This window comes from Streptomyces sp. NPDC003248 (assembly GCF_055563235.1).
The window spans coordinates 433,668-451,341 of the sequence record NZ_JBVHDT010000003.1 but is presented as its reverse complement, the minus strand read 5'-3'; the positions used below and the strand labels follow the sequence as shown (position 1 = coordinate 451,341).

Below are 17,674 nucleotides of genomic sequence, written 5' to 3'. Positions count from 1 at the left end.
AGGGACGAGGTGGTCCACGAGCGGACGAGAGGCAATGCGGGGGCGGAGTCGGGGGCGGAGTCCGGGGCGGCGCATTCGGTGTCGGTCCGGCGGGAATTCCGGACCCCGGTGGATTGCGGGTGGGACGACGGGAGAGGACGACCGCTCCGGAAGGACGGCGGGCCTTTCTCCCGGCGCAGCGGGGAACGGTGAATTCCGAATCCTCCGGCGGCCGAAGGTTTCGATCCGGGCAGTACTGCGAGAAGGCCCGGCGGCCGTACGGCCGGCACGGATATCTTGGCCGTCATGACGGTCGAGAAGCCTGACGGTCTGCCCGAGCGCGCCGACCTCGTGACGGAGTTGCGGCTGCTGCGCCGCGGAGGGCTCCCGGCGCTCCAGTCGCTGGTGCCCGAGGGGCTGCGGGCCGCCACCCTGTACGCGGGGTACGCCCGGAGCGAGGACGACCTGGCCGACGGCGCGGAGCGGCTGCTCCGCGCGGCCGCGCGGCGCCTGGGCGCGGACGATCTGATCGGCCGGGCCGCGCAGTGCACGTACGGCCTGCTGCCCGGCCGCCGAGGTGATCCGGCCGCCGAGCGGCGCCGGGCCGCCGCCCTGGTGTACGGGGTGACGCCCGAGCGGTTCCGGCACAGTCAGGAGCTCCAGGTCGTGGAGCAGCTGGCCGGGGCGGTGCTGGCGGAGGCGCGCGAGCCGTCCGGCCCCACGGCCCGGCCGGACGGTGCCGGGGACCGGGCCGCCGACGCTCCCGCCCTCGTCCCCCGGCTCGGGCTGCCCGGACGGGCCGGGAGCCGGCGCGTCACCGTGCACATAGCGCCCATCGAACTGCTGCGGAACATCGACATACTGGTCTCGTCGGAGAACGTGCACCTGGAGATGTCGAAGTCCTTCCGGCCCACCGTCTCCGGGGCGCTGCGCCGCTCCGCGGCCGTGGGCTGCGCGGCGGACGGTCCGGTGACCGACGTCCTCGCGGAGGAACTCGCCGCCTGGGTGCGGGCCCGGCCCGGGGTGCTGCCCCTGCGGGCGGGGACCGTGGTGCCGACCGGCCCCGGCGCGCTGGCGGCGCGCGGGGTGCGCCGCGTCTACCACGCGGCCCTGGCCGTCCCCGAGGGACTGGGCTACCGCGTCGATCCGCAGAGCATCGCCACCGCGGTCGCCGCCTGCTTCGCCCGCGCCCGCCAGGAACGCGCCGACGGCCATGCCGGTCTGCGCTCCCTGTGCTTCCCGCTGCTCGGCGCGGGCCGTGGCGGCCTCGACCGCAGGACGAGCGCGGCCTGGCTGCGCTGGGCCGTCGAGGACGCCCTCACCGCGGACCCCGACTGGCAGGTCCACGTGGTCACCCGCCACCCGGAGGCGGCGCGGCTGTTCGAGGCGGAGCCGCCGGAGGAGGGCTGAGGACGGGAGCGCACGGGCCTCCCGGTTCACCGGCTCCCTCATGGGCGCCAGCTCGGGTCGGTCAGCCGCAGGCCCATCGCCCTCAGGGAGCGTTCCAGACGGCGGAGTTCACCGCGCGCCGGGACGCCGTACACGCGCGCGTACGTGCCCTCGGCGCGGACCGTCACCCGCGGCCCCCTGGGGCAGGTGCGGGTGAGGTGCGGGGCGTACCGGCGCGCACCCAGGGGGGTGCGGGGGACGAGCCGCTGGTTGGCCGAGCCCCGCCAGACCAGGTCCGTCGGCTCGGCGACCCGGAAGCGGCCGGTGACCACCGCGTCGGCGCCGTCCAGTGCCGCCCACACCCGCGGCGGCACCTCGTCCGGTTCGTGTCCGGTGTACACCAGCAGGTCGGCGTCCGGCCGGCCGCGGGCCAGCCGCAGCTGGCCCGCCCCCAGGAGCAGGGCCGCCAGGGCGTCCGGCTGGTGCAGCGGCTCCCCGCCGCTGACCGTGAGCCCCTCGGCTCCGTCCGCGAGCGCCGCGTCCCACAGCTCCAGCAGGTCGGCCACGGTGGCCGCGCGTCCGCCGTCGGCGGCCCAGGTGTGCCGTGACATGCAGCCCGGGCAGGCGAGCGCGCAGCCCTGGAACCACAGGACCAGCCGGCGGCCGGGCCCGAGGGTCTCCACGGGAAAGTGCGCGTCGGCGACCCGCACGCGCCGCGCACCACCGCCACCGTCGACGTTCCCGGTCCCGGACTCGGCGACGTTCCCGGTCCCGGACTCGGTGCCGGTCCCAGCCACGGTCTCGGTTCCGGTTCCGGTCTCGGTCCCAGCCACGGTCCCGGTTGCGGTTCCGGTCTCGGTCCCAGCCACGGTCCCGGTTGCGGTCCCGGTCCCGGTCTCGGTCACGGACCTGGTCTCGGTCACGGACCTGTTCTCGATTCCGGACCTGTTCTCGATCCCGGTCTCGGTCTCGGTTCCGGTCCCTGTGCCAGTCCCAGCCCCGTTCCCGTTCTCGGTCCCGTTCCCGGCGTCCTTCCCGGCGTCGTGCCCGGCGTCACGTCCGGCATCCGGTGTCCCGTGAGTCCCCCCGGCCCCGTACTCCCCGGCGTTGCCCGCCATGTGTCCCCCGATTGTTCGAAGATCTATTCGCTTTCGCCGTGCGCGCCGGCCCCCTTCCGGCGCGCACGGCCCACCCGGCGTGCGTGAAGAAGGGAAGCGTATTGGCTTCCCTCCGGTTCCGGCCGGGGGTTTCCCGAAGTTTTTCAGGGGCGCCCGCACCCTTCGGGTCGTTCGCCGGTCGATCTTCGGCTGTTTTCCGGGCGGGCGCGGTATCCGGGAGAAATCCCTCCTGCCGGAAGCGTTTATCCCCTAGGCTGCGCCGCAAATCCCCGATTACGTCGAAGCCTCAAGCTTTGGCCATTAATTTCGGGGAGGGGGACCCGAGGGGAGGGCATATGAGTGGGGTGAGGTCCGTCCCGACGGACTACGGCCGCAGCCGCGTCACCGCACGCACCCGATGGCGGGCCGGCCGCCGCGGTCGGCGCGACGCGGCGGCCCGGATCGGCATCGAGCACTACACCCAGCAGGTGCGGCTGGGGCTCGTGCTGGCGCTCGAAGAGCTGAGCGCACGCTTCCACACCGAGCACGCGGCCCTCGTCGACCGCATCTGCGCGGAGGCCGGGCGGATCGTGACGGAGTACGACCAACAGCACGAACCCGTGCCCGCGGCCCTGGCCCGCTTCGGCGGCTGGGTGTCCCGCTGGCGCACGGAGGTGACGGCCTGCCAGCAGCGCGGCCGGGCCCTCGCCGCCTGCGCCGACCAGGAACTGGCCCACTACGAGGCCGCCTACGCCCGCAAGGAGGACCGCCTGCGCGTGCCCTTCGAGGAACGCGCGGAGGCGACACCGCCCGGCGCGCGGCCGAGCGACCTGGTACTGGACGCGACCTGGACGGGGGAACCCGACTGGCGGCTCGACACACCGCCGGTCCCCAGGGCACTGCAGCTTCTGGAACGGCAACGGAGACAGGACCACGGACCGGCGGGCAGCACCGCCGGCCGGGCGGAGTGGGGGACGAGATGACCAGGGCGACACGCGCCCGACGGGTACGCACGGCCGGGGCCGTGGGCGCGGCGGCACTGCTGCTGGCGGCCTGTGGCCCGGACGGGCCGTTCGACGAGGAGGAGCGGCTCTCCGCCGACTGTGCCGTCGTGCTCGACGGCTCCGGCTCCGGCAGCGACAAGGAGGGCTTCCGGGCACAGGAGAAGCTCGACGACACCCTGCTCCCCTTCCTGGCCGCGAAGAAGTGCAAGTACCTGTCCTTCGCGCCGATCACCTCGGCGTCCGTCGCCTCCTCGTGCCAGGTGAAGCGGGTGGACATCGACCCGGACGAGTACACCCGGTCCGACCGCAGCACCAAGCTGTGGAAGACCACCCGGGCCATCGCCAAGAAGGGCGCCGACGACATGCTGAAGTGCGCCCGCGAACGCCAGCCCGGCTCCGACGTCCTCGGCGGGCTGGAGCGGGCCGCCGACGTCCCCCGTACGAAGGCCGACAGCACCTTCCACGTCCTGGTGATCAGCGACTTCGAGCAGGCCGACCCCGACTTCAAGCTGTCCCGCTACGAACTCGCCACCGACGCCGAGCGCGACACCGCGGTCAACGCCCTGGTCAGCGGACGCGGCCTGCCGGACCTGCCGCACACCACCGTCTACCGGGTCGGCTTCGCGATGCGCGGCGGCAAGACCACCCCCGAACGCGTCGAGCAGATGGAGCAGTTCTGGCAGCAGGTGCTGGAAGAGGAGGTGAAGGTCGATGTCGACGACGGATACGGGGCCTGAGGAGCCCCGCCGGGCACCGTACGCCCGGTGGCTGCGGCGCGGAGGCGAGGGCCGGGCGCCGGGCATGGGCCGCGGGAGCGCGGCCCCGACGCGCGGCGACGTGCCGCCGACCGACACCCGCGAGGGCAAGCGCCTGCTCAAGTCCGCCGAGGACGCCGGCCGCGACGCCGCGGACCGAGGCACCCTCAACCCGTACGTCCTCGCCTCCCCCCACCGGCTGCCCTACCTCGGCCGGCTGATCGGCCTGCGCGGTCACGCCCGGGAACGGGTCAGGGCCCTGCACCACGGCCACGAGGAGGAGCAGCTGCGCGCCTCGGCCGACCTCTACGCGCGGACGGCGCGGTGCGAGGCCGAGGCGGGCCGGGCGCGGGCACGGCACCAGGAGGAGGCGACCCGGCAGGAGGCGGCGGTCGGCCGGCTGGACCGGGTGGCGACCCGGCTCGCCGCCCGCGAGGACCGCCGTGACCGGATGCTGCCCTGGCTGGCGGCCCGGATAGGCACCCGCCGTCCGGCCCGCACCGGCCCGGACGGCGGATACGACGACCCGTACGCCCCGGACGGCCCCGGCACCGCCCAGGCCGACTGGGACGACGACTCCGGACAGGTCACCGCGTCGGCCCCGCTCGCGGCGGTACCGCGCCCGGCCTGGGAGGGACTGACCGAGACGGCGGCCATGGCCGCCTGGCCCCGGCGGGCCCTGACCGTCCTGCTGGCCCTCGTGGAACTCCCGGTGTACCTGGGCCTGTTCCTGTCGCTGGAGCAGGGCACGCAGGACGGCAGATGGCGCGCCCTGCTGCTGTCGATCGCGATCGGCGCGGCCATGATCGTGGCCCCCTACCAGGCGGGCCGCCGCTGGCGCCGCCGGGCGGGCACCGGCTCGCTGTGGATCGTGATCCCCGCCGCGGCCGCCATCCTCGCCGTCTGGGCCTCGGCGGCCTGGTACCTGGGCGACATGCGGGCGCGGAGCATCGTCCTGGACTCGTCGTCGACGTTCCTGACGGACCTGGCGCAGCAGTACGGCGCCGAGGCGACCGAGCCGACGAACCTCCTCGACGACCTCGGCCTGGACCAGCAGACCGTCAGCTACACCTTCATCGCGCTGCTCCTGCTGTCCGGCGGCATCGCCTTCCTGCTCGCCATGACCGAGGAGCACCCCTTCGTCGCCGCCTACCGTCACCACGGCGGACGGCTGGAGAAGGCGGCGACCGCGCTGGCCCGCGCGGAGGCGGCCGTGGCGGCGGCCCGCCGGCAGCAGGAGACGCTGGCGCAGCGGCACCGGGAGCGGGAACAGGCGCTGCTCCACGCACTCGCCGCCGTGGACGCGGTGTACGAGGCCGCCGCCCACGCCTACCTGGACGGGGTCCAGTCGGCCTCCCGCGACCCCGCCGTCACGGAGGGCGCGATGCGGCTGTCGGCCCGCTACCCGCTGCTGCCGGAAGTGGGCCCGCCGCCGGGCACGGGCTGAACCGCCGTCCCCCGGCCCCCGGCGGCCGGGGCTCCCAGGCCCCCGGCGGCCGGGACTCTCAGGACGCCAGCCAGGCGTCCACTCCCTCCAGGAGCTTGCGCCGGACCTCCTCCGGCGCCGCCGAACCCCGTACCGACTGGCGGGCCAGCTCCGCCAGCTCCGCGTCCGTGAAGGCGTGGTGCCGACGGGCCAGCTCGTACTGGGCCGCCAGTCGGGAGCCGAACAGGAGCGGGTCGTCGGCGCCCAGGGCCATCGGGACGCCCGCCTCGAACAGGGTGCGCAGCGGCACGTCCCCGGGCTTGTCGTAGACGCCCAGGGCGACGTTCGAGGCGGGGCACACCTCGCAGGTCACGCCCCGGTCGGCCAGGCGCTTCAGCAGCCGCGGGTCCTCCGCCGCGCGCACCCCGTGCCCGATCCGCGAGGCGTGCAGATCGTCCAGGCAGTCGCGGACCGAGGCGGGGCCGGTGAGCTCGCCCCCGTGCGGGGCGGAGAGCAGGCCGCCCTCGCGGGCGATGGCGAAGGCCCGGTCGAAGTCCCTGGCCATGCCGCGGCGTTCGTCGTTGGAGAGCCCGAAGCCGACCACGCCCCGGTCCGCGTACCGCACCGCCAGGCGGGCCAGCGTCCGCGCGTCCAGGGGGTGCTTCATCCGGTTGGCGGCGACCAGCACCCGCATGCCCAGCCCGGTCTCCCGCGACGCCGTCTCCACCGCGTCCAGGATGATCTCCAGCGCCGGGATCAGCCCGCCCAGCCGGGGGGCGTACGAGGTGGGGTCGACCTGGATCTCCAGCCAGCCCGAGCCGTCCCGCACGTCCTCCTCGGCGGCCTCCCGCACCAGGCGCTGTATGTCCTCGGGCTGCCGCAGGCACGAACGGGCCGCGTCGTACAGGCGCTGGAAGCGGAACCAGCCCCGCTCGTCCGTCGCCCGCAGTCTCGGCGGCTCCCCGCCGTGCAGCGCGTCGGTCAGCGCCTCGGGCAGGCGCACCCCGTACTTGTCGGCCAGCTCCAGCAGGGTGGCGGGCCGCATCGAACCGGTGAAGTGCAGGTGCAGATGGGCCTTCGGCAGCTCAGAGACATCACGTACACGCTCCATCCCAGGATCCTGCCGTACGGCCCCCGTGTCCCGGAAGCGGGTTCCCCCTACGGGGGCTTGCCCGCACGAAAAAACGGGCCGCCTCCCGCAGGAGACGGCCCGTACCCGGCGAGGGGAGACGTCAGTCCCGGGCCTCCGCCAGCAGCTTCTGGATCCGGCTCACGCCCTCGACGAGGTCCTCGTCGCCCAGCGCGTACGACAGACGCAGGTAGCCCGGCGTGCCGAAGGCCTCGCCCGGGACGACCGCGACCTCGGCCTCCTCCAGGATCAGCGCCGCCAGCTCGACGGTGTCCTGCGGGCGCTTGCCGCGGATCTCCTTGCCGAGCAGGCCCTTCACCGACGGGTACGCGTAGAACGCGCCCTCGGGCTCGGGGCACAGGACGCCGTCGATCTCGTTGAGCATCCGCACGATCGTCCGGCGGCGCCGGTCGAAGGCCTCGCGCATCTGCGCCACCGCCTCCAGACCGCCGGAGACGGCCGCGAGGGCGGCCACCTGCGCGACGTTGGAGACGTTCGACGTGGCGTGCGACTGGAGGTTCGTCGCCGCCTTCACCACGTCCTTCGGGCCGATGATCCAGCCGACCCGCCAGCCCGTCATCGCGTACGTCTTCGCCACGCCGTTGACCACGATGCACTTGTCGCGCAGCTCGGGCAGGAGCGCCGGGAGCGAGGTGAACTCGGCGTCGCCGTAGACGAGGTGCTCGTAGATCTCGTCCGTGAGCACCCACAGGCCGTGCTCCACGGCCCAGCGGCCGATCGCGGCGGCCTCCTCGGCGCCGTAGACCGCGCCGGTCGGGTTGGAGGGGGAGACGAAGAGCACGACCTTCGTCTTCTCGGTGCGCGCCGCCTCCAGCTGCTCCACGGAGACCCGGTAACCGGTCGTCTCGTCGGCCACCACCTCGACCGGCACGCCGCCCGCGAGGCGGATCGACTCGGGGTACGTCGTCCAGTAGGGCGCGGGCACGATGACCTCGTCGCCCGGGTCGAGGATCGCGGCGAAGGCCTCGTAGATGGCCTGCTTGCCGCCGTTGGTGACGAGGATCTGCGACGGGTCGACCTCGTAGCCCGAGTCGCGCAGCGTCTTCGCGGCGATCGCGGCCTTCAGCTCGGGCAGGCCGCCGGCCGGCGTGTAGCGGTGGTACTTCGGGTTCTTGCAGGCCTCGATCGCGGCCTCGACGATGTAGTCCGGGGTCGGGAAGTCGGGCTCACCGGCGCCGAAGCCGATCACCGGACGCCCGGCGGCCTTCAGGGCCTTGGCCTTGGCGTCCACGGCGAGGGTGGCGGACTCGGAGATCGCGCCGACTCGGGCGGAGACCCGGCGCTCGGTGGGAGGGGTTGCAGCGCTCATGGAGCCCATGTTTTCAGACACGAAACCGGCCCGGCACATGGGTTTCACGGACTGAACATCCGCGGGCAGACCGCTGAACACCCGTGCGGATCCGGGCGGCGTCCGGGCGGTGGCCTGCGTGATCTTCCGGCGGATTCCCGGCGATCTCCCACCCGGGGCGCCCCACAGGGCACTTTCCGTTCGACGGAGCGCGCGGGACCACGTACACTCCTACGTCGTTGGCCCTCTACAGCCGTGCCACGAGCGGTGCACACCGAGCACCCGGGCGGATGCGGTACGTTGGGGGACACCACAAAGGGTCGTAGCTCAATTGGTAGAGCACTGGTCTCCAAAACCAGCGGTTGGGGGTTCAAGTCCCTCCGGCCCTGCTACACACACCTTCGCCAGGGATGTGTGCGCATGTACGTACAGCAATGCACCGCCGTGCGGCTCAAACCGGGCGCGGCACGGCCACGACCCGGAATCAGGTGAGGACGAATGGCGGATGCCGTGGGCTCCATCGATACGCCTGATGCCCAGGACGAGGTGCCTGAGGCCCAGAAGAAGGCCCGCAAGGGCGGCAAGCGCGCCAAGAAGGGCCCGCTGAAGCGGCTCGCCCTCTTCTACCGCCAGATCGTCGCGGAACTCCGCAAGGTGGTCTGGCCCTCGCGGAGCCAGCTGACGACGTACACGACCGTGGTGATCGTCTTCGTGGTCATCATGATCGGCCTGGTGACCGTGATTGACTATGGACTCAGCCACGCCGCCAAGTACGTCTTCGGCTGAGCCGAGAGCGAAGGGCGCCGGGTGATCGGCGCCCCTTTCGCGTGTTCCACCCCTATGTATCCAGGAAGAAGCAGCCACCGTGTCTGACCAGAACCTGAACGACGCCATCGAGCCCGACGAGGTCGACGACGAGCTCGACATCGTCGAGGGCGCGGACGAGGACCTGGACGAGTTCGAGGCTGCCGACGCCGAGGCGGGCGAGCCCGCCGAGGAAGCCGCGCTCCACGTCGAGGAAGAGGACGAGGACGAGGAGGAGGCCGACGAGGCCGCCGCCGAGGACGAGACCGAGGCCGAGGAAGAGCCGGCCGAGCCCGTCGACCCCGTCGCCGCCCTGCGCGAGGAGCTGCGCACCCTGCCCGGCGAGTGGTACGTCATCCACACCTACGCCGGCTACGAGAACCGGGTGAAGACCAACCTGGAGCAGCGCGCCGTCTCGCTGAACGTCGAGGACTACATCTTCCAGGCCGAGGTGCCGCAGGAGGAGGTCGTCCAGATCAAGAACGGCGACCGCAAGACGATCAAGCAGAACAAGCTCCCGGGCTACGTCCTCGTCCGTATGGACCTGACGAACGAGTCCTGGGGCGTCGTCCGCAACACCCCCGGCGTCACCGGCTTCGTGGGCAACGCCTACGACCCGTACCCGCTGACCCTGGACGAGATCGTCAAGATGCTCGCCCCGGAGGCCGAGGAGAAGGCCGCCCGCGAGGCCGCCGAGGCCGAGGGCAAGCCGGCTCCGCAGCGCAAGGTCGAGGTCCAGGTCCTGGACTTCGAGGTCGGCGACTCGGTCACCGTCACCGACGGTCCGTTCGCCACGCTCCAGGCCACGATCAACGAGATCAACGCCGACTCGAAGAAGGTCAAGGGTCTGGTGGAGATCTTCGGCCGCGAGACCCCGGTCGAGCTTTCGTTCGACCAGATTCAGAAGAACTGAGTCGGTCGTTCGTCGCCCGCGGGCCGGTGGGGCTGTTCGCGCAGTTCCCCGCGCCCCTGAGCAGGTCAGGTCAGGTCGGTCCCGAGCGGGCCTCCTGACCTGGTCGTTTTTTGGCCGCGCATCCATACCCGTTATCGTTGTGCGGTATGCCTGTGTCCGGGGATGTCTCCGAGCGCGGGCAGGACCCGAACCGAAAGGACCCGGAGAGTAATGCCTCCCAAGAAGAAGAAGGTCACGGGGCTTATCAAGCTCCAGATCAACGCCGGTGCGGCGAACCCGGCCCCGCCGGTCGGCCCCGCGCTCGGTCAGCACGGCGTCAACATCATGGAGTTCTGCAAGGCCTACAACGCGGCGACCGAGTCGCAGCGTGGCTGGGTGATCCCGGTGGAGATCACGGTCTACGAGGACCGCTCCTTCACCTTCGTCACCAAGACCCCGCCGGCCGCGAAGATGATCCTCAAGGCCGCTGGTGTCGAGAAGGGCTCCGGCGAGCCGCACAAGACCAAGGTCGCCAAGATCACCGAGGCGCAGGTCCGCGAGATCGCCCAGACCAAGCTGCCGGACCTGAACGCCAACGACCTGGACGCCGCGTCGAAGATCATCGCCGGCACCGCCCGCTCCATGGGCATCACGGTCGAGGGCTGACCCCCAGCCCCGTAGCACCTTCGTAGAAAACGCGGCTCCGGCCGCACGTGGAAGGGCCTGCTCGGCCCGGACCACGACTCCTCTTCAGCACACAGGAGCAGTAGTGAGCAAGCGCAGCAAGTCTCTCCGCGCTGCGGACGCCAAGGTCGACCGGGACAAGCTCTACGCCCCGCTCGAGGCCGTCCGTCTCGCCAAGGAGACCTCCACGACCAAGTTCGACGGCACCGTCGAGGTCGCCTTCCGCCTGGGTGTCGACCCGCGCAAGGCCGACCAGATGGTCCGTGGCACCGTGAACCTGCCGCACGGCACCGGCAAGACCGCCCGGGTCCTGGTCTTCGCGACCGGTGACCGTGCTGCGGCCGCGGAGGCCGCGGGCGCCGACATCGTCGGCTCCGACGAACTGATCGACGAGGTCGCCAAGGGCCGCCTGGACTTCGACGCCGTCGTCGCCACCCCGGAACTCATGGGCAAGGTCGGCCGCCTCGGCCGCGTGCTCGGTCCCCGTGGCCTGATGCCGAACCCGAAGACCGGCACCGTCACCCCGGACACGGCCAAGGCCGTGACCGAGATCAAGGGCGGCAAGATCGAGTTCCGCGTCGACAAGCACTCGAACCTGCACTTCATCATCGGCAAGTCGTCCTTCGACGACACCAAGCTGGTGGAGAACTACGCGGCGGCCCTGGAGGAGATCCTCCGTCTGAAGCCGTCCGCCGCCAAGGGCCGCTACATCAAGAAGGCCGCCATCACCACCACGATGGGCCCCGGCATCCCGGTCGACCCGAACCGCACCCGCAACCTCCTCGTCGAGGAGGACCCGGCCGCTGTCTGACCGGGTCGAGCCCGAGCGCTCACCGAAGTCGGTCACGGGCCCCGCACCTCTCCAGGTGCGGGGCCCGTTCCCGTGCCGGGGCGCCGCGCCCTGGGTTAGCGTGCGGACACGGCGGACGCACAGGGGGGACCGATGAAGTGGACGGCGGGCCGCGGGGGGCTCTCACTGACGATGGTGGCCGCACTGGCCGCCGTGACGGCCTGCACCTCCTCGCCGCGGCCCCAGGAGGACGCGGACCGGCCGACGGCACCCGCCTCCCGCACGGCCCTGCTCGCCGCCGAGCGGGCCACCGAGCGCGCCGGGTCGGCCGGCGTGCGCTCCTCGGCCGTCATGGGCAGCACGCTCTCCCTCGACGCCACCGGCGCCCTGGGCTGGGGCGACGGGCTCACCGGCACCCTCACCATCACGTACACGGGCGGCACGACGGCCGAGACGATGCGCGCGCTCGGCATCACCACCATGGAGGCCCGCTACCTCTCCGACGCCTACTACGCGCGCACCGGCGAGGCCTTCGCCGCCCGGACCGGCGGCAAGCACTGGATCCGGTACGCCTACGCCGACCTCCAGGGACTCGGCGCCGGCGCGAACTTCGCCGACCAGATGCGCAACATCACCCCCGACCGGTCGGTACGGCTGCTGCTGGACTCCGACGACGTGCACACGGTCGGCGAGGAGACCGTCGACGGGCGGCCCACCACCCACTACTCGGGCACCGTCGAGATCGCGGACGTCTCCGACAGCGCCCTCAAGGAGCAACTGGAGCAGGCCGGCGTCACCGGCGAGACCGTCGACATCTGGGTCGACGACCGGGACCTGCTGGTCAAGAAGGTCGAGAAGGGCCGCACGACGGCCGGCGAGTACCGCCAGACCGCGCACTACAGCGCCTACGGCACCGAGGTCGCCGTCGAGCCCCCTCCGGCGGCCGACACCGCCGACTTCACCGTGCTCCTGGAGCAGCAGGGCGGCGGGTCCACCCCCTGAGGGGCGGCCCGGCAGGGAGCCCCGTACGGGCGGATTTGCTTGACAGCGCCCCGTTCCCGTACGCTCCTGACGAAGCCAAAGACCGCTGGTCGTTGCCGCGCTCTCGGAAGAGGACGCGGTGGCCGAAGGATCCGCTGACATGCGGACGACCCGCGCAGGTGACTGTGGAAGTGCTCCCGGACGGACTCCGCCCCATGGAATTCGTTTGGTCGAGCTACGCCCCGTGCGCCTGCGCCGGGGCGTTTCGTCTGTTCCGGCCCCTTCCGAGCGGTCGTCATCACCCGGAAGGAGGCCGACGCTCATGGCAAGGCCCGACAAGGCTGCCGCGGTAGCCGAGCTCGCGGAGCAGTTCCGCAGCTCGAACGCCGCCGTGCTGACCGAGTACCGGGGTCTCACCGTGGCGCAGCTCAAGACGCTGCGCCGTTCGCTCGGTGAGAACGCCCAGTACGCCGTGGTGAAGAACACGCTGACCAAGATTGCGGCCAACGAGGCCGGGATCTCGACGCTCGACGACCTGTTCAACGGTCCGACGGCGGTCGCCTTCGTCACCGGTGACCCGGTGGAGTCGGCGAAGGGTCTTCGTGACTTCGCCAAGGACAACCCGAACCTCGTCATCAAGGGCGGTGTCCTTGACGGCAAGGCGCTGTCCGCCGACGAGATCAAGAAGCTCGCGGACCTCGAGTCCCGCGAGGTTCTGCTCGCCAAGCTGGCGGGCGCCCTCAAGGGCAAGCAGACCCAGGCTGCTCAGGTCTTCCAGGCGCTCCCGTCGAAGCTCGTCCGCACCGTGGACGCGCTCCGTGCCCAGCAGGCCGAGCAGGGCGGTGCCGAGTAACTCGGCTCGCGAAATGACCGCGGCCTGAGGCATCCCGCCCCAGGAAGTGGTCGTAGCGGGCCGCACGTCTACGCAGTCGCCGTAAGGCGCACGCCCGCCAGACATGTACATCCGGCACCAGCCGAATTGATTTGGAAGGAAGCCATCATGGCTCTCACCCAGGACGAACTGCTCGCCGAGTTCGAGGGCATGACCCTCATCCAGCTCTCCGAGTTCGTGAAGGCGTTCGAGGAGAAGTTCGACGTCACCGCCGCCGCCGCGGTCGCCGTCGCCGGTCCGGCCGGTCCGGCCGCCGCCGCCGAGGCCGAGGAGGAGAAGGACGAGTTCGACGTCATCCTCACCGGTGCGGGCGACAAGAAGATCCAGGTCATCAAGGTCGTGCGTGAGCTGACCTCCCTGGGTCTGAAGGAGGCCAAGGACCTCGTGGACGGCGCCCCGAAGCCCGTTCTCGAGAAGGTCGCCAAGGACGCCGCCGAGAAGGCCGCCGAGTCCCTCAAGGGCGCCGGCGCCTCCGTCGAGGTCAAGTAACACCCCGCGGCCGGTGATGGCCGCAGCGACGGCTGCAACGGCCCCCTGGGGGCTGTAACGCCCACGCACCGAAGAGCGATCATCCATCCGGGTGGTCGCTCTTCGGCGTTCCCGCGAGCGCGGCCACGGTTGCCTTGCACCCGCGCGCACGGGGGGTATGGTGATCTTCGTCGTGTCTCCGGGAACCCCCGTTCGGGCAAGGGGGCCTTGACGAACCGCACGCAGCGCGCAATTCTCAGGACGCGTCGTCACAAGGATCCGAATCCGAGGCATGGATCGACGACGAAGAGGGCAGTATCACCGTGCGTTGAGGGCAACCGGACCGAGGGCGTTGAGAACAACGAGGGTCTTGCGAAACCCGCACTGGACATCAGTGTGCCAAGTGGCTACACTGACCCTTTGCGCTGCCTGTTAGCTGTCCCCTGCCCGTCACCAGGGGCATGCCCTCACCCCAGCATCGATGATGGAACATCCCTGACCTGGGATCTCTGTCTCCTTGGGAGGGAGAGGGGCCGGTACGCGCGTAGTGAGTCCGAGCCCTCGGAAGGACCCCCTCTTGGCCGCCTCGCGCAACGCCTCGACCGCGAATACGAACAACGCTGCCAGCACCGCCCCGCTGCGCATCTCCTTTGCAAAGATCAAGGAGCCCCTCGAGGTTCCGAACCTCCTCGCGCTGCAAACCGAGAGCTTCGACTGGCTGCTCGGCAACACCGCGTGGCAGGCTCGCGTCGAGGAGGCTCTGGAGAACGGTCAGGACGTCCCCACCAAGTCCGGCCTCGAGGAGATCTTCGAGGAGATCTCCCCGATCGAGGACTTCTCCGGGTCGATGTCGCTGACCTTCCGCGACCACCGTTTCGAGCCGCCGAAGAACAGCATCGACGAGTGCAAGGACCGTGACTTCACGTACGCGGCCCCGCTCTTCGTGACGGCCGAGTTCACCAACAACGAGACCGGCGAGATCAAGTCCCAGACGGTCTTCATGGGCGACTTCCCGCTCATGACCAACAAGGGCACCTTCGTCATCAACGGCACCGAGCGTGTCGTCGTGTCGCAGCTGGTTCGTTCGCCGGGTGTCTACTTCGACTCCTCCATCGACAAGACGTCCGACAAGGACATCTTCTCCGCCAAGATCATCCCGTCCCGGGGTGCCTGGCTGGAGATGGAGATCGACAAGCGTGACATGGTCGGCGTCCGTATCGACCGCAAGCGCAAGCAGTCGGTGACCGTCCTGCTCAAGGCGCTCGGCTGGACCACCGAGCAGATCCTCGAGGAGTTCGGCGAGTACGAGTCCATGCGCGCCACCCTGGAGAAGGACCACACCCAGGGCCAGGACGACGCGCTGCTCGACATCTACCGCAAGCTGCGTCCGGGCGAGCCCCCCACGCGTGAGGCCGCGCAGACGCTGCTCGAGAACCTCTACTTCAACCCCAAGCGCTACGACCTGGCCAAGGTCGGCCGCTACAAGGTCAACAAGAAGCTGGGTGCGGACGCCCCGCTCGACGCGGGCATCCTGACCGTCGAGGACATCATCTCGACGATCAAGTACCTGGTGAAGCTGCACGCCGGCGAGACCGAGACGGTCGGCGACAGCGGCGACGCGATCGTCGTCGAGACCGACGACATCGACCACTTCGGCAACCGTCGTCTGCGCAGCGTCGGCGAGCTCATCCAGAACCAGGTCCGTACGGGTCTGGCGCGTATGGAGCGCGTCGTGCGCGAGCGCATGACGACCCAGGACGTCGAGGCGATCACGCCGCAGACGCTGATCAACATCCGGCCGGTCGTCGCCTCCATCAAGGAGTTCTTCGGCACCAGCCAGCTGTCGCAGTTCATGGACCAGAACAACCCGCTGTCGGGTCTCACCCACAAGCGCCGCCTGTCGGCCCTCGGCCCGGGTGGTCTCTCCCGTGAGCGGGCCGGCTTCGAGGTCCGCGACGTGCACCCCTCGCACTACGGCCGTATGTGTCCGATCGAGACGCCCGAAGGCCCGAACATCGGTCTGATCGGCTCGCTCGCCTCCTACGGCCGGGTCAACGCGTTCGGTTTCGTCGAGACCCCGTACCGCAAGGTCGTCGAAGGCCAGGTCACCGACGAGGTGGACTACCTGACCGCCGACGAGGAGGACCGCTTCGTCATCGCGCAGGCCAACGCCGGCCTGAACGAGGACATGCGGTTCGCCGAGAACCGCGTCCTGGTCCGCCGCCGTGGCGGCGAGGTCGACTACGTCGCCGGTGACGACGTGGACTACATGGACGTCTCGCCGCGCCAGATGGTGTCGGTCGCGACCGCCATGATCCCCTTCCTCGAGCACGACGACGCCAACCGTGCCCTCATGGGCGCGAACATGATGCGTCAGGCCGTCCCGCTCATCAAGAGCGAGTCGCCGCTCGTCGGCACCGGCATGGAGTACCGCTCCGCCGTCGACGCCGGCGACGTGGTCAAGGCCGAGAAGGCGGGTGTGGTCCAGGAGGTCTCCGCGGACTACATCACCACCGCCAACGACGACGGCACGTACATCACGTACCGCCTGGCCAAGTTCGCCCGCTCCAACCAGGGCACCTCGGTCAACCAGAAGGTCATCGTCAACGAGGGCGACCGGATCATCGAGGGCCAGGTCCTGGCCGACGGTCCGGCCACCGAGAACGGCGAGATGGCGCTGGGCAAGAACCTGCTCGTGGCGTTCATGCCGTGGGAGGGTCACAACTACGAGGACGCGATCATCCTGTCGCAGCGCCTCGTGCAGGACGACGTCCTCTCCTCGATCCACATCGAGGAGCACGAGGTCGACGCCCGTGACACCAAGCTCGGCCCCGAGGAGATCACCCGGGACATCCCCAACGTCTCCGAGGAGGTCCTCGCCGACCTCGACGAGCGCGGCATCATCCGGATCGGTGCCGAGGTCGTCGCCGGCGACATCCTGGTCGGCAAGGTCACGCCCAAGGGCGAGACCGAGCTGACCCCGGAGGAGCGCCTGCTGCGCGCCATCTTCGGTGAGAAGGCCCGTGAGGTCCGTGACACCTCGCTGAAGGTGCCGCACGGCGAGATCGGCAAGGTCATCGGCGTCCGCGTCTTCGACCGCGAGGAGGGCGACGAGCTGCCGCCGGGCGTGAACCAGCTGGTCCGCGTCTACGTCGCGCAGAAGCGCAAGATCACCGACGGTGACAAGCTCGCCGGCCGCCACGGCAACAAGGGTGTCATCTCCAAGATCCTGCCCATCGAGGACATGCCGTTCCTCGAGGACGGGACCCCGGTCGACATCATCCTCAACCCGCTCGGCGTCCCGTCCCGAATGAACCCGGGACAGGTCCTGGAGATCCACCTCGGCTGGCTCGCCAGCCGCGGCTGGGACGTCTCCGGTCTCGCCGACGAGTGGGCGCAGCGCCTCCAGGCCATCGGCGCCGACAGTGTCGCCCCCGGCACCAACGTCGCCACCCCGGTCTTCGACGGTGCGCGTGAGGACGAGCTCGCGGGTCTGCTCCAGCACACCATCCCGAACCGCGACGGCGAGCGCATGGTGCTCCCGTCCGGCAAGGCGCGGCTGTTCGACGGCCGCAGCGGTGAGCCGTTCCCGGACCCGATCTCGGTCGGCTACATGTACATCCTCAAGCTGCACCACCTGGTCGACGACAAGCTGCACGCCCGCTCGACCGGCCCGTACTCGATGATCACCCAGCAGCCGCTGGGTGGTAAGGCTCAGTTCGGTGGCCAGCGCTTCGGCGAGATGGAGGTGTGGGCCCTCGAGGCCTACGGCGCCGCCTACGCCCTCCAGGAGCTGCTGACCATCAAGTCCGACGACGTCACCGGCCGCGTGAAGGTCTACGAGGCCATCGTCAAGGGCGAGAACATCCCCGAGCCCGGCATCCCCGAGTCCTTCAAGGTGCTCATCAAGGAGATGCAGTCCCTTTGCCTCAACGTGGAGGTGCTGTCCAGCGACGGTATGTCCATCGAGATGCGTGACACCGACGAGGACGTCTTCCGCGCTGCGGAGGAGCTCGGCATCGACCTGTCCCGGCGCGAGCCGAGCAGCGTCGAAGAGGTCTGACGGGAGTTCGGC

15 protein-coding genes and 1 tRNA gene are annotated in these 17,674 nt (G+C 70.7%); 13 read left to right on the top strand and 3 right to left on the bottom strand.

What is annotated here, in order from left to right; all coding sequences use genetic code 11:
* Positions 1-285: 285 nt before the first annotated feature.
* Positions 286-1,389 (top strand): macro domain-containing protein, encoded by a 1,104-nt coding sequence (locus tag ACZ3KJ_RS10870; protein ID WP_467526185.1) that lies wholly within the window; start codon positions 286-288, stop codon positions 1,387-1,389.
* 38 nt (positions 1,390-1,427) lie between these two features.
* Here ACZ3KJ_RS10870 and ACZ3KJ_RS10865 read toward each other — a convergent pair whose 3' ends face one another.
* Positions 1,428-2,165 (bottom strand): 4Fe-4S single cluster domain-containing protein, encoded by a 738-nt coding sequence (locus tag ACZ3KJ_RS10865; RefSeq protein ID WP_467526184.1) that lies wholly within the window; start codon positions 2,163-2,165, stop codon positions 1,428-1,430.
* Positions 2,166-2,821: 656 nt separating this feature from the next.
* On the opposite strand from ACZ3KJ_RS10865, the gene ACZ3KJ_RS10860 reads away from it, so the two are divergent.
* The 3 genes from ACZ3KJ_RS10860 to ACZ3KJ_RS10850 are packed head-to-tail and all read left to right on the top strand — an operon-like array spanning position 2,822 to position 5,671.
* Entirely contained in the window at positions 2,822-3,448 is a 627-nt protein-coding gene (locus tag ACZ3KJ_RS10860; RefSeq protein ID WP_467526183.1) for a hypothetical protein, read from the top strand.
* Positions 3,445-4,206, top strand: a complete 762-nt coding sequence (locus ACZ3KJ_RS10855) for a hypothetical protein (RefSeq protein ID WP_467526182.1) — start codon at positions 3,445-3,447, stop codon at positions 4,204-4,206. The genes ACZ3KJ_RS10860 and ACZ3KJ_RS10855 overlap by 4 nt, the downstream gene beginning before the upstream one ends.
* Complete coding sequence (locus ACZ3KJ_RS10850) at positions 4,181-5,671, top strand: hypothetical protein (protein WP_467526181.1); 1,491 nt, start codon at positions 4,181-4,183, stop codon at positions 5,669-5,671. The genes ACZ3KJ_RS10855 and ACZ3KJ_RS10850 overlap by 26 nt, the downstream gene beginning before the upstream one ends.
* 58 nt (positions 5,672-5,729) lie before the next feature.
* On the opposite strand, the gene ACZ3KJ_RS10845 is transcribed toward ACZ3KJ_RS10850, so the two are convergent.
* Positions 5,730-6,761 (bottom strand): adenosine deaminase, encoded by a 1,032-nt coding sequence (locus tag ACZ3KJ_RS10845; RefSeq protein WP_467526180.1) that lies wholly within the window; start codon positions 6,759-6,761, stop codon positions 5,730-5,732.
* A gap of 121 nt (positions 6,762-6,882) precedes the next feature.
* A complete protein-coding gene (locus ACZ3KJ_RS10840; protein WP_467526179.1) occupies positions 6,883-8,109 on the bottom strand; it encodes a pyridoxal phosphate-dependent aminotransferase in 1,227 nt (408 codons plus the stop codon).
* A 295-nt stretch (positions 8,110-8,404) separates the two neighbouring features.
* Between ACZ3KJ_RS10840 and ACZ3KJ_RS10835 the strand changes: the two genes are divergently transcribed.
* The 9 genes from ACZ3KJ_RS10835 to rpoB all read left to right on the top strand — a co-directional run bounded on the left by ACZ3KJ_RS10835 (position 8,405) and on the right by rpoB (position 17,662).
* Positions 8,405-8,477: transfer RNA gene (locus ACZ3KJ_RS10835), tRNA-Trp, on the top strand.
* A gap of 109 nt (positions 8,478-8,586) precedes the next feature.
* A complete protein-coding gene (secE, locus tag ACZ3KJ_RS10830) occupies positions 8,587-8,874 on the top strand; it encodes a preprotein translocase subunit SecE (RefSeq protein ID WP_389513228.1) in 288 nt (95 codons plus the stop codon).
* A gap of 79 nt (positions 8,875-8,953) precedes the next feature.
* Complete coding sequence (gene nusG, locus ACZ3KJ_RS10825; RefSeq protein ID WP_389513230.1) at positions 8,954-9,805, top strand: transcription termination/antitermination protein NusG; 852 nt, start codon at positions 8,954-8,956, stop codon at positions 9,803-9,805.
* 210 nt (positions 9,806-10,015) lie between these two features.
* Positions 10,016-10,450 carry a 50S ribosomal protein L11 gene (rplK, locus tag ACZ3KJ_RS10820; RefSeq protein WP_037858373.1) on the top strand — a complete coding sequence of 145 codons (435 nt, stop codon included), beginning with the start codon at positions 10,016-10,018 and terminating at the stop codon, positions 10,448-10,450.
* Between the two features lie 103 nt (positions 10,451-10,553).
* The gene (gene rplA / locus ACZ3KJ_RS10815) at positions 10,554-11,279 is read left to right on the top strand and encodes a 50S ribosomal protein L1 (protein ID WP_467526178.1); all 726 of its coding nucleotides are present in this window, start codon (positions 10,554-10,556) and stop codon (positions 11,277-11,279) included.
* A gap of 132 nt (positions 11,280-11,411) precedes the next feature.
* The gene (locus ACZ3KJ_RS10810) at positions 11,412-12,260 is read left to right on the top strand and encodes an SCO4651 family lipoprotein (protein WP_467526177.1); all 849 of its coding nucleotides are present in this window, start codon (positions 11,412-11,414) and stop codon (positions 12,258-12,260) included.
* Between the two features lie 301 nt (positions 12,261-12,561).
* The gene (rplJ, locus tag ACZ3KJ_RS10805; RefSeq protein WP_467526176.1) at positions 12,562-13,092 is read left to right on the top strand and encodes a 50S ribosomal protein L10; all 531 of its coding nucleotides are present in this window, start codon (positions 12,562-12,564) and stop codon (positions 13,090-13,092) included.
* Between the two features lie 144 nt (positions 13,093-13,236).
* Positions 13,237-13,620 (top strand): 50S ribosomal protein L7/L12, encoded by a 384-nt coding sequence (rplL, locus tag ACZ3KJ_RS10800; RefSeq protein WP_467526365.1) that lies wholly within the window; start codon positions 13,237-13,239, stop codon positions 13,618-13,620.
* A gap of 556 nt (positions 13,621-14,176) precedes the next feature.
* Positions 14,177-17,662, top strand: coding sequence for a DNA-directed RNA polymerase subunit beta (gene rpoB, locus ACZ3KJ_RS10795; RefSeq protein ID WP_467526175.1), 3,486 nt, complete (start codon positions 14,177-14,179; stop codon positions 17,660-17,662).
* Positions 17,663-17,674: the final 12 nt, after the last annotated feature.